This is a genomic window from Nostoc sp. (assembly GCF_036917275.1).
GTDB lineage: Bacteria > Cyanobacteriota > Cyanobacteriia > Cyanobacteriales > Nostocaceae > Nostoc.
Window position 1 is genome coordinate 44,888 of record NZ_JBALDF010000070.1, and the last position, 15,080, is coordinate 59,967.

Here is a 15,080-nt window from a genome sequence, read left to right on the forward strand (position 1 = left end):
TTGCTATTTGTGCTTCTGTTTGCATCATTTCCATATCTGATGGCGACCTAATAATTATGCCCTTAACAGTGATGTGCTATTAGCAATCCTCATAGTCCTCTAAATATCAAAATTGGTACAACCAAGTTGGCGCAAATCTGCAAATTGCAGAGAAAATCTTGATGACAAAACTGGATTGGCTTTAATTCAATATCAGCCTTTACCCGTCCTATAGCGGTTCTCGTTTACGTAAGTTACACCCGTAGGGGCACGGCAGTGCCGTGCCCCTACACTTGGGGATATAATGTTGTACCGCATCTGAATGGGAACCGCTATACCAATCAGCTAACATGGTTAAAAACCTTTATGCTTGCGCCATTAGTATTCAAAAAAGCGGCAATGGTTTTTACGATTTCATGTTCCATTGCTTTATCTTGTTTGTTTTACTGCAAATTTCAAGGTGCAGTAGATATCAATTTGAGTTTATCACTCTTACCTTACTAAATTAATGCTAACTTTTTTGATTTTCCAAACATTGGGGCAAAGGTACGGTAAGCTTCTAATGCTGCTTCTTTAACGATCGCATTAACAATCGGAAATGTCGTGAGGATGTAGCTAAATTCATCTTCAGTTAAGCCGTAAAGGTGTGCTACCATTCCATCGAGTTCGGCGCGGAGTTTGGCGCGTTCTGTTTCGTCGGTAACGCCTTGTTGATGGGAACCTAGACCGACTTCTTGCGCGAGTTCGTCAAATTCTGGTGTGGTGCAGATGAGTTTGGCAGCGCGTTGTACAATGTCGTTGAAGTTGCGATCGTTTTTTGTTAAACGTGGGACGGGTGTTGCATATACAAAAAAGAATGAAAGATGATTAGTAATACTTCGTCTTAAATAGGCATCTATAATAAACGAATTCATTATTGTACAAATATAAAATTTTTCAGCATTGCTGATTAGTTGGTAATTAGGATTAATTTTTCCGTCTTCTACACGAACATCATAGACTTGCTCAAGAGAAACTGTATGTGGACAAAAAACATTTTTTGGCAATATAGTCATAATCATAGAACGCTCATTAGTGCTAGCAGCCACATCACGAAAAGCTAGTCTATAAGATTTATAATCAAGAGCTACTTGTACACTACCAGGTAATCTACTAAAAAATTCTTTACTAATTCTATCTATATATTTATGACGTGGCGATAATAACTGTTCAGCTGCTTCAGTTTCATTAAGCCAATACTTAGGCTCACTCCATTTATGAGTAAATTGGTGAAACACTTTACCTTCATATAATGATAGCATCTCTGGTTTTTGCTCTTTAAAATAGAGATGACTGTCATTTGTCATGTCAAATTCACGAGTTAACCGTAAATTCCATTTCCCCTCAATCTTTTCACCTAGTAAGGGGAACTTAAGCATTTTTTCAGCTATGTGGATATCTACCTTATTTTTAAACTCCATCACAGATAAAGAATCTGGTGAGAGTTGACGCACCATATCAATATTAATCTGTAAGCTATCATCACTAGGAAACCTTTGAAGTTCCTGCACATCATGACGCATAAAAGCTGATGGAAATTCTGTTGTTGTACTACCTTTTGCAAAAGTAAGAACAACTATTTTAAAACTGCGATGAACACCTTCAAAGACTTCCTTACGATTCTCAAGACAGAATAAACCAGTAACTTTAGTTTGACTAAACAACATTTCCCGTAATTGCTTAGTCCCTAAATCTGTGTAAATCCCACTAGGAATTACAATTCCGCACTCACCGCCTGAACGTAAAAGATTAAAACATTGTTCTGTAAATAGCTTATAGAGATTAATATCTGTACCTGCTTTTTTACCATTTACTACAGAAATCTGATTTTTATACTGTTCTGATGAACGATAATAAGCGCTGACATAAGGATATTGACTTTGATAGTCTAACCAAGTACTTGCAATTATTGGATTTTGTAAAAGTTTACTTTGTTCTTTCTCAAAATCTTTGATATCCATTTTGTTCTTCGTCACAAGTTCATTATGTTGTGCAAAGAACTCCTTAGCTTGTGGCTTAAATATTTCCCACGGTGGATTAGTGATAATTGCATCAAAACCGCCGCGTTCTAAAACCTTGTCAAAATGATAACCCCAGTGAAACGGTTTCAAAGCTGCAATATCCTCAACCTTCAAAACCCGCTTATGTGATTTTCCAGTTAACTGAACTTCCTCATATTTGATACCCAAGCGTTTACTAAACTCATCCAATAGCAAAACATTTAACTTTTCTTGCGATTTTTTGTTGAGTTGTTCAATATTTTTGCGGAGGTGTATCAATCGAGTATCTTGAGGTGTATCTGTATCGGGTAATGCTTTAGGTAAAAAAGCGTGTTTTTTGTACAAGTCAAGAGATTTATTCTTTTCTTCGAGAATTTTTTTATAATTATCTGCGGCTAAAGACTGTAATAGATTTCCTTGTAGAGAATTTCCGACTGCATCAAAAGCTGTTTCATCTACCCGAATTAAACCAATTAAGGAATTACCCGCCATAATATTAAAATCAATATTAGGCAATGGTTCTAACTCTTCAACATCGTAAGCTGAAGAAACCAAAGCTAAGAAAAGGCGCAGTTTAGCAATTTCTGTTGCTTCCTCCATGATGTCTATACCATAAAGGTTATCAGAAACAATACGCTTTTTGATAAAATAAGGTAGTGATGGATGAGAATTTTCTATATCTTCAAGGTTCTTTTTGAGAGTACCATCACTCATCAATTTAATTGTCCCAAACACTGCACTATAAACTTGGATGAGCGTCTTCATCGCCGCGACAAGAAAAGCACCGGAACCGCAAGCGGGGTCAAGAATTGATAAATTAGGAAGAATATCTTCCATTAGTAGACGACAAACATTTGCATCCAGCTTGATAAGAAGTTCGTTAATATCCTCAAACCGCTTATCATTATCAGATAGCGCATCATTTACGCGGTCTACAATTAACTTGTGGATAGTTCTATCACAAAGATATTCTGTAATCTGCGGTCTAGTATAATACGCCCCAAAAGCTTTTTGATTAATATATTTCTCAAAAATATAACCCAAAACATCAGGATTTATTTCATCGTCTTTACCTTCCGGCGTATCATCCAGATTCCAAGAATAACGCCCAAACAAATCTAAAACTTGCTCAAACGCCTTATCAACTATAGAAATATCATATTTATCTTCAATATGATGCTTGAGAAATAGCCCACCATTAAGGTATTTAACCTTTCCTACCAATTCCTGTACAGATAAATCGCGTTCAAACTCAGGTTTTGCAAAGCTTTCAAAAAATAAAGCCTTGAGAAATTTAGCATAAAAATAATTTTCACCTTTTTGCTGGCTTTGTTCAAGTTTATTTTGCAGATAGTTTAAATCTTTGTTATCAATAAAACCCTTACGTTGGAGAAAATAAACAAACATCAGGCGATTCAGAATTACCGATGTATACCAACGTCTATCTGTCTCATTATCAATTCCTTTAACAAACAGCAAAAACTTCTGGTGTTGCTCTTGAAATTCTTTGTAAAATTTCTTAGTTACTGGCTCAACATCAAACCCGCGTTGTAACTTATAGGCAATTTCGACAACCGTCGGTTCCCCATGTTCTAATTCAGTAATATCAATAACTAAAGAACCAAGCTTGCTTAAAAATAAGTCTCCTGGTTGACCTTTCACATATAAATGGTCACGGACGTAGCTTTTACTTCCTTCTCGTTTAACCCAATACCAAAGACTACGTGTGCGTTCTTCGGTAATAAAAATTAGGAGATTTTCATTTATTAGTTTAGTTATTTCTTGATGAATAGTAACTCTAACTTTAGCCTCTGGTATTTTCCCATCTGTTGCAGTGATTTCAAAGATTGCAACACCTGAAAGTTCAGCAATTTTCTGGTATTGATATGTCTTATTTTCAATCTTTAAGGTTACAGGTTTTTGTCTTGTAGGTTTAGACCAACCTAATTCTTCTATAAATAAAATACTAAATTGGAAGTTATAAAGTAAATCGCGTGTTCGTTGAAAATTAAGCGACATAATTTACCATACTTGAGGAATAAAAAAAGAGCATAGTAAATTTGCCACTCAGAAAATAAATCTGTGACTCTAAAAATTAAGTCTGCGCTGACAGACTTTAAAAAAGCCTCTTTATACGAGTTAAATTTTAACCATGCTTTTTATACTTTATAAATCCTTTATATCAAAGTAGGTTCAGGGATATTACCTGAGTTATCTAAACGCCGACTTAGTTCTGTGCATCTGTGATTTTTAATTGTCAAGTATATTTGCTGATTTCTTTATCAAAATGCCTAATTTTTTTCTCAAAATACTGAAATGCTTTTTCAAAACAAGCTTTTGCTTCTTCAAAACAAGCTTTTAGTTTCTAATTTTGGTGTTTTCCACATGCAAAACAAGCTTTTACTTCTTCAAAACAAGCTTTTAGTTTCTAATTTTGGTGTTTTCCACATGCAAAACAAGCTTTTGCTTCTTCAAAACAAGCTTTTACTTTCTAATTTTGGTGTTTTCCACAAGCAAAACAAGCTTTTGCTTTCTGATTTCAGTATTTTACGCAAGGCCTAGGTTGAGTTGAGGAACGAAACCCAACATTATCAAGCCCTTGTTGGGTTTTGCTAATTTAATGTTAAGTATTTTAGGGTGCGTTGCGCTACGCTACGCCATAACACACCTTACACATACCGCTACTCCTCAAATAAACCCAAAGAACAAATAATTTCAGGTTCTCGCTTCTCCAGTTCTTCTGTTACAATACACAAACGGTCATCCATCCGTAGCGCCACTACTAATTCAGCCAACTGCTGATTATTAATGCCGCTTCTTAGTTGGCGATTAAGAGTATCAATGGCTGATTGTCGCAAAGGATAACGGTAAATCTCATCAATTGCTTTTAAAAGTTCTTCGCTAACAAATAGTGTTCCTTTCATCTGTTGAACATAACTCTTCAGTCGTTCATAAGTGCGGAACCTTGCACCTGATGGTCGTCCCAATTGACCGCCTGCATTTTTCTCTTCTTCAGCAATCAATTCAGCACCCTTTTTAACTAATTCGTGATGCTGTTTGTCTCTGGGTATCGCTGGGGTGGATTCTTCACACGCCGCCACTCGAAGAACCGCTAATTGTGATTGAGTAACGCTATTTCCATCGCGGTCAACATAAATTAAAGAATCATTTCCCTCAGTGGTTTTCATATAAAGCAATACTCCATCCGGTTGCACAGGTTGCGGAGTATGGGCGCGGGTAGAATAAACTACATTTTGCATTTCCTCAATCGTTTTTTTCAAGCCCGGATTACCATCAGTGGCTTTTTTCCAAATTTGAAACGCTTCTGAAGTCAAGTCAACTTCTGTATCTTCTTCACCATCTAAAACTCCAGATTTTTCGTTGTAAAGGTCAAGAATTACTCGTGCATCATCATCTTCAAAAAATGCTTCATCAGTTCCCACCACTTCAGCATTTTCTTGCAGTCGTTTGCGGAGTCGTCCCCGTAAATTAATAATCCGTTCTACTCCCTCGGCTGGTAAAAAAGAATAACAGAGAATTTGGTCAGCATTTTGTCCAATGCGGTCTACTCGTCCAGCGCGTTGAATTAAGCGAATAATTGCCCAAGGTAAATCCCAATTGACGATAATTGCACAGTCTTGCAAATTATGACCTTCACTCAAAACATCTGTGGCGATTAAAACCCGCAACTCATTTGATGATGAAATTTGCTCCCGTTTTCCATTACTCACAGGGCTAAATCTTCCTGTGATTACTGTAGGGTCTTGAGATTGACCCGTTACCCCTGCCACATTAATAATATGACTTGACTGTAAATTGTCTGCAAGATAGCGGACTGTATCGGCAAACTGCGTGAAAATTAGTACTTTATCTTTAGGGTGAGTTATTGTTAACAGTTTAATTAAAGCAGCAAGTTTTTCATCCTTTTGAGAATTCCACTCGCCACACTCTTGCAGGACATTAATAAGTGCTTTGGCATCTTCTAATAAATCCCGTTTCAGTTTTTTAATGTCAAAAAGTGTAGAACGCAACCACTTAAATCGTCGTTGATATCGAGTTGTATATTCTTGGTAAATTGACTCTGCTCTTTGACGAAAGACTTTTTCTGTTTTAGATACCTTCTCTTCTTCATTAGAAAAAGGAGTTACTTCTCTCTCTACTTGCAGTGAAGCAGTAGAATCATCTTCTGTTTCTGTATCAAACAAAGCTGCTGCCACAGAATCGGCATCTTCATCATTATTACTTGTATCTAATAACTCAGCCTCTTGAGTTCCAATCGGAATATCAAGCCCCTGCTCTAGGGCATATAAATAAATGAAGTTCCGTAAAATGTGGCGTTCAATTGATTGGATAAAAGCAATACCACTACTTTCTAAACGTTTAAACAAATTAGTGCGAGAAAAACCCATTAACCTCCTACCGCCACGAAATAAACTATTAATAAAGCGTTGTTCGGTGTCTGTAGGCGGTTCTTTGTGTTTAGCAATAACGTAATTTCCTAATCCATAACGAGGTAAATTAAGTTGATTAATTACTTCTACTACTAATTCAGAGTAAAGGCGAGAATAAAAGTCAGTGTTAGAATCTTCTAGAGGAAACTTGAGACTACGAGGTAGGCGCTGGGGAAAGTAAGAATGTCTGCCATCAGAAAATTCTAAATATTTCCGCCCTGTTTCATCTGTGTGGGCATAATTATCTTTAATAAAAGAGCGAGTGCGTCTCACCATGTAACGCTTCATCAATTCTCGCCAGTCATCAGGATGTTCGCTTTTCTCAAAGGCAGCTAAAGAACGTACTGAACATTGATGCTTTCTAATAAACTCTAATTCTCCTACAGAACTGCCACCAAGTTCATTAATTAAAGCTTCTGGTCTTAATCCCAAATCTTCGTCTTCTGGCACAAATAGCCGGAGTTGGGCGGAAAGGTCAAGATAACTTTTATTGTAAGGAGTAGCTGATAATAAAATACATTTACTTTCGTTAGCTGCAATATATTCTGTAATTGCTCGATAACGTTTGCCTTCACGGTTACGTAAGTTATGACTTTCATCAATCAACACAACTCGGTAACGCCGGAGTTTTGGTAATTTATTTTGTACTTGACTAATTGGCATAACTTCGGCAAGTAGCCGATAGTTATTTACATATTCTTGCCACATTGACACTAAGTTCTTTGGGCAAATAATCAGTGTTTCTAAAAAACAATCTTCTTGTAATATTTTGGCAAGGGCGGTTCCAACTAGGGTTTTGCCCAAACCGACCACATCACCCACTAACACGCCACCACGCCTAGTTACATGACGTGCTGCTAGCTGCACGGCGGCTTTTTGGAAATCAAATAAGTTATTAAATTCGCGGGGGATACGAAATTCTGAAAGTCCAGCGATCGCTTCATGGGATAAGTGGTAAGCTATCTTCAGGTAGATGTAGTAAGGTGGGATTAACTCAACTCTTGCCCAGCTTTGATCGATAATTTCTGCCAATTCTTGGGAAATATCTACACAACCGTAATCTTGCCAGCGATCGCTAAACCACTTTTGCAGCTTATTGCAAGCATCATGATCTAAAATATCAACATTTAGCTCCCCTTGTTTCACCAGTCCTGGAAGGGTTAAATTGCTACTACCCAAGAATCCCACTGTTGGAGTATTAAAGTCATGGCGATGTACAAGATATAATTTGGCGTGCAGGGGATGGCCCAGAAATAGTTTAATAATTAGTTTCTGAGTTTTTAGCTGATGACTTAACCGCCGCAACCCCGCTTCATCCTGATTAGTCGGCGCACCGATAGCTAACTGCTTACGAAATTCCGCCGCCATGCGTTTTTTCAACCGCACGATGGCACTGTTATCAATCCGTCCATCACCACTACTAAGAGTAAATGCCGCATGAACTTCATCACTCGGCAAACTTTGCATCCCTATTAGCAAACGGCAACAAGCATTTTCACTACCAACATATTGTTCGATTAAATCATCAATTTTTCGCCAACCTCTGAGGTTGAAGTAGCCAACGCAAAAATCTGCCCGATAAGAGACTTTAAGAGTTTCTCGCAAAATCGGTAGCAGTTGTAAATCAATGTTGTCAAATATCCGGGGCATTACTCAAAACGTTTAAAAAGAGATCATTTATGTTATATGAGTAAAAAATTTTTCCAGCCAGAGTAGGCGTGATTCATTAGTCAAGGGTGCGGTACTAGACTTGATATATAGCAGTTCTCGTTTGGATGCAACAGATGGTAGGGGCACAGCAATGCTGTGCCCCTACGAGTGGTCTGACTTTTCACGAAATCTGGAAAACCTCACTTCCATTCCTCTCTTCTAAAAAAGAGAGGAATGGAAGTTTACTCCCCACGTAGCTTTCTTAAGGGGCTGTTCTTGTTTGGTCTTTATTTAACTCAACACAGAAACGCTATAATCGGCAGTTTTACCAATGCTAAAAAAATAGAGCAGTTGCACTGTATACAACTGCTCTAAAAAAGTACTTAGATAGATATTATCTACCTATCCACAGACCCCATAATTACGTCAACACTGCCGAGAATCACCACAATATCTGCAACCTTCATGCCCCGCAGTAAATGTGGGACAATCTGGAGGTTGTTGAAATCTGCTGCGCGAATCTTCCAACGTGCAGGGAAGACGTTATCATCGCCAACCAAATAAATTCCCAATTCACCTTTGCCACTTTCTACACGAGCGTAGATTTCACCCTTGGGTATCTTGAAAGTGGGGGAAACTTTTTTGCCGATGAATTGATAATCAAATGCGTCCCACTCGGATTTTTTACCTGCTGCTAAACGCTTGGCTTCCAGATTTTCGTAAGGACCGCCAGGAAGTCCTTTAATTGCTTGGCGAAGAATCTTCACAGATTCGCGCATTTCCCGCATCCGCACCACGTAACGGGCAAAGCAATCACCGGCAGTTTCCCACTGCACATCCCAGTCAAAATCGTCGTAGCATTCGTAATGATCAACTTTCCGCAAATCCCATTGCACGCCAGATGCGCGTAACATTGGGCCAGAAAGTCCCCAGTTAATTGCTTCTTCACGGGTGATAGTGCCAAGACCCTCAACACGTCGCCGGAAGATGGGGTTATCGGTTACTAAGCGTTCGTACTCATCAACTTTGGGTATTAAGTAGTCGCAGAATTCCAGACACTTATCTACCCAACCATAGGGCAAATCGGCTGCTACTCCACCAACGCGGAAGTAATTATTATTTACCATCCGATAGCCTGTAGCGGCTTCCCACAAATCATAAATCATCTCCCGTTCCCGGAACTGGTAAAAGAAGGGAGTTTGAGCGCCTACGTCAGCGAGGAAGGGGCCAAACCACAGTAAGTGGTTAGCGATGCGGTTCAACTCCAGCATGATGACGCGGATGTAACTAGCACGTTTGGGGACAGCGACACCTGCAAGCTTTTCTGGGGCGTTAACAGTGACGGCTTCGTTGAACATTCCCGCAGCGTAGTCCCAGCGACTGACGTAAGGAACGTACATTACATTAGTGCGGTTCTCAGCAATTTTTTCCATTCCCCGGTGCAAATAGCCGATAACTGGTTCACAGTCAACGACATCCTCGCCATCCAGAGTCATGATTAGCCGCAGAACCCCGTGCATTGAGGGGTGGTGTGGCCCCATGTTTAGCACCATCGGTTCAGTGCGGGTTTCTAGTCTGGTCATAGATTTCGTGTTCTCCCGTTGTGTTCGTGTAGCGTGCCAAAGCCAAAATTTTGAATTGAACCGCCAAAATGCCAACCAGACCCGATTTATCTAGTCTGCCAAGCCAAAATCAAGCTTGCAGGAGCAATACTCTCAGGAAAACTGCCTTTGGGGCGTCTAGATGTATTGCTCATACAGGGGTATGTTGGAGAAGGGGTGACAGAGGAGGGATTTTACTTGATGTTTAATTTTGTTGCACTTCTTCAATTATTATATGGAAGCTCGATTTCAGGGAGTTGAGGCGCAGGAATTTTTTCATGTGCCAGTTTTAGGTGGGCAGGTAATTGAGGGTTTGGCGGTGCGTCCGGGTGGGCATTATTTAGATGTGACGGTAGGCGGTGGTGGTCACAGTCGCCTGATCTTACAGTCTGCTGCGGATGTGCGGGTAACGGCAGTTGACCAAGATGAAGAGGCTTTAGCAGCCGCAAAGAAGAATTTAGCTGAATATGGCGTTAGCGAAGCTCCTCCGAAGGAGGCTCGCATACAATTTATTTATAGCAATTTTGCTGACTACGAGTTTCCCCCCAACACTTTCGATGGTATTTTAGCCGATTTGGGAGTGAGTTCTTACCATTTAGATCAAGCAGAAAGGGGTTTCAGCTTTCGCCAAGCTGCGAATTTGGATATGCGAATGGATCGAGGGCGATCGCTAACTGCTGCTGATGTGATTAATAATTGGGATGAAGCGGATTTAGCAGATATTTTCTTTAAGTACGGTGAGGAAAGATTATCGCGGCGCATTGCTCGTCGCATTGTTGAACGGCGGCCGTTGCATACGACTGTTGAATTGGCTGAAGCGATCGCTTCTTCAGTTCCCCCGAAATACCGTTATGGGAGAATTCACCCCGCTACCCGTGTTTTTCAAGCTCTGCGAATTGTCGTCAATGATGAGTTAAAATCCCTAGAAACCTTTTTGGATAAAGCACCAAATGCCCTTGTCCCTGGTGGCAGAATTGCAATAATCAGTTTTCACAGTTTGGAAGACCGCCCGGTGAAGCATGGTTTAAGAAATTCACCTTTGTTAAAAGTCTTGACAAAGAAGCCGATTATTGCATTAGAAGAGGAAATTCAGAGGAATCCGCGATCGCGATCGGCCAAACTGAGGATAGCCCAAAAGCTGCTGTAAATGCAATGAATGCAGCGTTAAACTGCTCCTTCTCCTGGCTCAGAACTGCTGCGAATACGCTCAATGAACTTATGATAATTTTCTAAATCCTGTTATGACTGTAACGGTGGTTCAATCCAATTACCTTCAACATGTAGCTTATCCACATAAGCGTAGAAGGCTTCCTGATCTTCCCGATGAGCAAGAACGTAATCATGTAACTCTTTCTGACTCATTGCATGAAAATTAGGCTTGCTCATCCTATATATAGGACTCATATCTGATTTTTGAATGAGATTTCAGATCAAACCGCGATCAAACGGGCTTTTCAGTCTCAGGATGTTTTCATAAATAAAATTGGAGTCCTATATCTCCCTTTACTATTAGGGTATATCTCTATAATATTTTCCTCATCTGCCAAGAAATTTTATCAATTAATTTTACCAATCCAGCAATACTCTAAGGAAAAATACGATTTCAAAAATATTTTTTATCCAGATAAATTAACTTTTTTAAATTTTATTTTTATAATTAATTCGACTTAATGTAATATTTAAGCAATTTCTAGCTGCTAATGCTCACTAAATAACTGTTTTCGTTTTCATAATAAAATATTCAAATATATGTCAAATCCAGAATCAGCATATACCATTGAGGTTCTTGAAAAAGGTAGTTATTCTAAAGTACCTGGCTATTATGTAAAAAGTACTGCAACTATTAATGTTGAAGATCCACCTGAACCTCAACAGCATAATGATAGTGTAGATATAAAGAAAATTGCTGAGTATCTCACTAGTAGCGATCAACCGGAATTAGTCTTCCATATACATGGCTATGCTAATTCTGAAGAAGATGCTAAAAACCGCTATAATAAAGCCTGCAAATATGCCAATTCACAAGATTCAGGACTTACACCTGACAATCGCAATTGTGTATTTATTGGCTATCGCTGGCCTACTGAAAGTCCTTTAGTTCAAACTGGAAATTCCTTAGAATCACTACCAAGTTTAATTGTGGGAATATTAATTACTTCCCTTGTATTTAGTTTAATAGCTATTATATTAACACTCTGGACAAATACTGCATCGAATTTTATTTTCAAATCTCTGTTAATTATTCTCCTTGCATCTGGGCTTGGAGTTTGGATAACACACATAGCAAAAGCAACAGATTCTTTACGCATCATCCCGAATGGATTATTATTGGTTTTTTTTGCTTGGTTGTTTGGTGCAATTTTCAGTCTATTTGTCAAAAATCCTTATCCGTGGCTAATATTTGTCATCGTTTTCTTCGTATTGTTGACCGGTATAATTTTAGCACTAATCATCCTTCGTGTGACATCTTACCCTCGCGATCGCTTTCGGGCTAGTAATTATGGTGTAGTAGATTTAGTAACATTTTTCCAAGATTTACAAAACGAAATATTAGATAAATATCCCAATAATAAAAATAGGGAAAACAGTAGAATAAAAGTATCATTTATTGCTCATAGCTTAGGTTGTGAAGTAGCAACTCAGACGATTCGTATTCTCTCTGATGTATTTGACCCTGACGCACTTATTCATAAACCTTCTTCTAAAATTGGTAATGTATTTAAACTAGGAAGATTGGTGCTTGTTGCACCAGATATTCCTGTGGAATCGATTTTAACTTCTAGGGCTAATTTTCTGAAATCTTCATTGATGCGTTGTGAAGAAGCCTACATATTTTCTAACGAAGCTGATTTAGCATTACGCTTGGCTTCACCCGCTGCTAATTATTTTAGTTTTCCAACTAAAACTAGGGATAGAGGATATAAATTAGGTAACGTAACTGTTGATAAGAAAAAATCGTTACCAAAAAATTATGGTATAGTGAATTGTCAGAATGCCGATTTTACTAACCCTGCTCCTCCTTCTGAATATCTGGAAATCCGAGCATCCTCAAACGAGCGTAAAAGTTTACATTGCCTGAATAATAACGTTCCACTTCACGAGAAGGCTATTGCAGACTCTTTTACATATTTTGATTGCACTGATTATACTGATTGCACTGATACAGAAAGATCAAAGAGAGGAATTCTCAGTTTCTCCAAGAAACAATCTGCTCTCAATTTTTGGGACTATGTTCAATTGTGTGGAGCGTACTTTTTTAAATTTCCCAGGTATATCAACGTACATGGAGGATATTTGGAGGGCGAATTTTGTCAACTCCTAATTAATGAACTTGCTTTTCTTGGTTATAAGGGACTACTTAAGAGATATTCAGATTCTATACACCAACAGACAGGCTCAAATCAGTCTGATGAATTGTTACTTAATTCAAAATTTTCTGAAGATTGTAAAAGCAAATATATTCAAGTTCTGCTTGCAACTCGTAAAACTCCGTTTGCTCAAGGCGAATCCGCAAAAGGACAAATCCAAACAATTCGCATAACTTGAAAATGTATAACTTTGGCTTTCCTCCAGATGGAACCCATGAGATAATTTATCATCAGGTCTATTGCAGTCCCGCCGCAGGCTATTCGGCGTCGCAAATATACGAGTAAATTAGGGTTATATGAAGGGTCTGAAACGACGAAATTTCATAATCCACATTATGGTTAATTTGTACAGTGCGTAAGTCCGATAAATTAGCCCTTTCAAGGTGGGTAAAAATGTTAGTCGAAAAACCTCTTTTTAACTTCTTACCTCTGTGTCGCGCCAGTTGCTTCTCAAGACAGGAGACGCTGCGCCAAGCTTGCTTCCCCGTAGGGATACAAGTCGATTTTGATATCCAATTTTCAACTCTAATAGTGTTCTAAAATAACGAATAGCTTTTTTCGCTAAAGTTTTTGAGGGAATACTCTATGACTATTTGGGTAAATGAGCAAATTGATCCGTCTGGAATGATTCATGCCTGTATTGCCACTTGTAATGAATCTCAAGCCAAAGATTGTCATGATTCCTTTGAGAATAATTTGACCGAGACGCAAAAGGCAGCAGGTTGGGTAGCGCAATTGCGGACAGTCGATTCTTGGGATGAAGTGCCGGTGAATTCTTTAAAACTCAATTAATTGGGTGCAATGGAAAGTATGCTGCATCGGTTAGCCATTTCCAAAGAGACAAGATTACCTTTGTTTTTTCTGCTTGCCTTTGGCAAAACTCCAACGCGCTTTGCCTCACCAAATGCCTGTTTAATCCTGCTTTGCTGACAGTTAGACCATTTTGGTTTGAGATGCAAATCGTCTGAAATGGAGGTCATTATTTGGGATTTTGATCGAACAGATTTCAGGAGCGTAGGTGTAGCCCGCCGTAGGCATCGCTTGTTTACCACAGGCTGCACCTATGCTAATGCCTAGAGCGATCGCAGCAAATCCCATTAGAAAAGGTTAATGAAGGATAAAATTCGGATTAAAATTCTCAAATTATTAACAACTGCTTCCAAAAAAAGTAATATATTAAAGAAAATTGATGATTTTTTGGAACTTTTAAGAGTTATCATCTATACCGGAGATTCAATTAAAAAATTTGCCAAAACCGAATCAATTTAGTGAACTATCCCAGAGTTTACACTTCGGAGCAAGCCTGTCCCATTAATTTAGTTGACGAAAGGGGACAAGCGGTTCAAATTTCAATTCATGCTCCCAGTCAATATATCTGTGCCAACTGCGAACGGATATTACCAGATTGGAAACGGCAGCCATTTTTACGAGTAGTGATTGTCTTACAGCAATCGCGTTATCAACTAGTCGAAAAGACAGCAGAAGTAGAGACAGAGAAAGAACGCTTGCGAGAAAAGTTTATGAGATTTGGCTGCGATTTAGCATTTAATCTGCGCGATCGCGGCTATTTAACAGACTTGATCGATCCTCGTACAGGCTATCCTTTACTGTCTCATCCCGGAGCAATTCCCCATGATGACACAGCAGTTGTCAAAGCTTTGCTCAACTATCCAGTGATTAAAAATCAATGCCGTATTCTAGTGCATCCCGACTGGGGTGCAGCAGTTTATCCTAGCATTTTGATATCAGAAGCTCCCCCAATTGCGATCGAATGGGTTACAAAAGGTATAGCAGGTATGCATGGGTGGAAAGAAATTTGGTAAAAACTGGCTGAGTGCAGTTCATCTCTGCTATCCTAACCACTGGTCAGCTGAGGAGAAAATTGGTAAAGACTTTGCTACGATACATGCACTTGTGGCAGGTATGGAAAAAATTAATCGGCGAGGGGATGCGATCGCATCTGGGATGACACCTGGCTTGGCTTTTTATCTT

Annotated in this window: 9 protein-coding genes and 1 pseudogene; 6 read left to right on the top strand and 4 right to left on the bottom strand. The window is 39.0% G+C overall.

All coding sequences use genetic code 11. The features are described from left to right. Positions 1-479 precede the first annotated feature (479 nt). A complete protein-coding gene (locus tag V7K35_RS27065) occupies positions 480-4,037 on the bottom strand; it encodes an Eco57I restriction-modification methylase domain-containing protein (RefSeq protein WP_335083269.1) in 3,558 nt (1,185 codons plus the stop codon). Positions 4,038-4,334: 297 nt separating this feature from the next. Here V7K35_RS27065 and V7K35_RS27070 point away from each other — a divergent pair, with 297 nt between their 5' ends. Next, the gene (locus tag V7K35_RS27070; protein WP_335083271.1) at positions 4,335-4,580 is read left to right on the top strand and encodes a hypothetical protein; all 246 of its coding nucleotides are present in this window, start codon (positions 4,335-4,337) and stop codon (positions 4,578-4,580) included. A gap of 119 nt (positions 4,581-4,699) precedes the next feature. Here the strand turns inward: V7K35_RS27070 and V7K35_RS27075 are convergent, their stop codons facing one another. Next, the gene (locus V7K35_RS27075; RefSeq protein WP_335083273.1) at positions 4,700-8,119 is read right to left on the bottom strand and encodes a helicase-related protein; all 3,420 of its coding nucleotides are present in this window, start codon (positions 8,117-8,119) and stop codon (positions 4,700-4,702) included. Positions 8,120-8,517: 398 nt separating this feature from the next. Next, positions 8,518-9,702: an NAD(P)H-quinone oxidoreductase subunit H gene (locus tag V7K35_RS27080; protein WP_335083274.1), complete on the bottom strand. Its 1,185-nt coding sequence runs from the start codon at positions 9,700-9,702 to the stop codon at positions 8,518-8,520. A gap of 253 nt (positions 9,703-9,955) precedes the next feature. Here V7K35_RS27080 and rsmH point away from each other — a divergent pair, with 253 nt between their 5' ends. Beyond that, entirely contained in the window at positions 9,956-10,867 is a 912-nt protein-coding gene (gene rsmH, locus V7K35_RS27085; protein ID WP_335083276.1) for a 16S rRNA (cytosine(1402)-N(4))-methyltransferase RsmH, read from the top strand. Positions 10,868-10,959: 92 nt separating this feature from the next. On the opposite strand, the gene V7K35_RS27090 is transcribed toward rsmH, so the two are convergent. After that, complete coding sequence (locus tag V7K35_RS27090; protein WP_335083609.1) at positions 10,960-11,106, bottom strand: DUF6887 family protein; 147 nt, start codon at positions 11,104-11,106, stop codon at positions 10,960-10,962. 363 nt (positions 11,107-11,469) lie between these two features. Here V7K35_RS27090 and V7K35_RS27095 point away from each other — a divergent pair, with 363 nt between their 5' ends. The 4 genes and pseudogenes from V7K35_RS27095 to V7K35_RS29860 form a co-directional block, all read left to right on the top strand. Next, a complete protein-coding gene (locus tag V7K35_RS27095) occupies positions 11,470-13,266 on the top strand; it encodes an alpha/beta hydrolase (protein ID WP_335083278.1) in 1,797 nt (598 codons plus the stop codon). Between the two features lie 407 nt (positions 13,267-13,673). Further along, positions 13,674-13,880: a glycogen debranching protein gene (locus V7K35_RS27100; RefSeq protein ID WP_229498956.1), complete on the top strand. Its 207-nt coding sequence runs from the start codon at positions 13,674-13,676 to the stop codon at positions 13,878-13,880. Between the two features lie 476 nt (positions 13,881-14,356). Further along, positions 14,357-14,911: a methylmalonic aciduria and homocystinuria type D protein gene (locus V7K35_RS27105; protein ID WP_335083280.1), complete on the top strand. Its 555-nt coding sequence runs from the start codon at positions 14,357-14,359 to the stop codon at positions 14,909-14,911. Beyond that, positions 14,907-15,056: pseudogene (locus V7K35_RS29860) on the top strand (heme-dependent oxidative N-demethylase subunit alpha family protein); the annotation flags it as partial. The gene V7K35_RS27105 and the pseudogene V7K35_RS29860, both read left to right, overlap by 5 nt. Between the last annotated feature and the right edge of the window lie 24 nt (positions 15,057-15,080).

What these genes read in the sequence shown, in the direction of transcription:
- V7K35_RS27100 (WP_229498956.1), top strand. Translation starts at nt 13,674, where the DNA reads ATGACTATTTGGGTAAATGAGCAAATTGATCCGTCTGGAATGATTCAT.
- rsmH (WP_335083276.1), top strand. Translation starts at nt 9,956, where the DNA reads ATGGAAGCTCGATTTCAGGGAGTTGAGGCGCAGGAATTTTTTCATGTG.
- V7K35_RS27070 (WP_335083271.1), top strand. Translation starts at nt 4,335, where the DNA reads ATGCTTTTTCAAAACAAGCTTTTGCTTCTTCAAAACAAGCTTTTAGTT.
- V7K35_RS27065 (WP_335083269.1), bottom strand. Translation starts at nt 4,037, where the DNA reads ATGTCGCTTAATTTTCAACGAACACGCGATTTACTTTATAACTTCCAA.
- V7K35_RS27080 (WP_335083274.1), bottom strand. Translation starts at nt 9,702, where the DNA reads ATGACCAGACTAGAAACCCGCACTGAACCGATGGTGCTAAACATGGGG.
- V7K35_RS27095 (WP_335083278.1), top strand. Translation starts at nt 11,470, where the DNA reads ATGTCAAATCCAGAATCAGCATATACCATTGAGGTTCTTGAAAAAGGT.
- V7K35_RS27090 (WP_335083609.1), bottom strand. Translation starts at nt 11,106, where the DNA reads ATGAGCAAGCCTAATTTTCATGCAATGAGTCAGAAAGAGTTACATGAT.
- V7K35_RS27075 (WP_335083273.1), bottom strand. Translation starts at nt 8,119, where the DNA reads ATGCCCCGGATATTTGACAACATTGATTTACAACTGCTACCGATTTTG.